The organism is Aeromonas sp. A35_P (genome assembly GCF_002259925.1).
Lineage (GTDB): Bacteria > Pseudomonadota > Gammaproteobacteria > Enterobacterales > Aeromonadaceae > Aeromonas > Aeromonas dhakensis.
The window spans coordinates 1-980 of sequence record NZ_NEVB01000234.1 but is presented as its reverse complement, the minus strand read 5'-3'; the positions used below and the strand labels follow the sequence as shown (position 1 = coordinate 980).

General features: G+C 58.7%; 1 protein-coding gene. It reads left to right on the top strand.

Features of this window, described 5'->3' with window-relative positions:
* The coding region (locus CAK78_RS18810) for an IS481-like element ISAs19 family transposase (RefSeq protein WP_094698302.1) at positions 1-980 on the top strand (980 nt) is incomplete at both ends.

Here is a 980-nt window from a genome sequence, read left to right as displayed (position 1 = left end):
CACCAACGAGAAAGTAGCACGTCGTAAACTCAGCCTGCTAGAGCTCGCCAAAGAGCTCAATAACGTCAGCAAAGCCTGCAAGCTCATCGGCTACAGCCGTCAGCAGTTCTACGAGATCCGCCGTAATTACCAAACCTATGGTGCCGAGGGCTTGCTCGACAAATTGCCGGGCTGTAAAGGGGCTCATCCTAACCGGGTCGCTCCCGAGATTGAGCAGGCCATCCTCGATTACTCTCTCACCAGACCAACCCATGGCCCGCTGCGGGTCGCGCAAGAACTGGCTCTGCAAGGCATCAACGTCAGTGCGGGCGGTGTGCGTGGCGTGTGGCAACGTCACGACTTGCTCTCCAAGCATGACCGCTTGTTGCGCCTCGAGAAAACCCATAGGGAACAGACCATTGAGCTCAATGACGAGCAGATTCGCCTGCTCGAGCGCTTCAGCCCCGAGTTTCGCGAACGCCAGATTGAGGTTCACTACACCGGGGAACTGGTGGCGGTCGACACCTTCTTCGTCGGCGCACTCAAGGGGGCGGGCAAGGTGTATCTACAAACCGTACTGGACTGCTACAGCCGCCACGCCTGGGGACGTCTCTACACCAGCAAGCTGCCGGTAACCTCGGTCCATGTACTCAACGAAACGGTCCTGCCGTTCTTCGAGGCTCACGAGGCGCGGGTCTATACCATCCTGTCGGACAACGGGCGCGAGTTCTGCGGACGCCCTGACCATCACCCCTACGAGCTGTTCTTGCAACTGGAGGGGATTGAGCACCGGACCACCAAGGTACGCAGGCCGCAGAGCAACGGCTTTATCGAGCGGCTGCACCGAACCCTGCTGGATGAACATTTCCGTATCAAGGGGCGGACAACCTGGTATGAGTCGGTGGAGCAGATGCAGACAGACCTGGACAGCTACCTGGAACACTACAACACCCAGCGGCCACATCAGGGCAGGATGATGGAAGGACAGACTCCCTACAGCA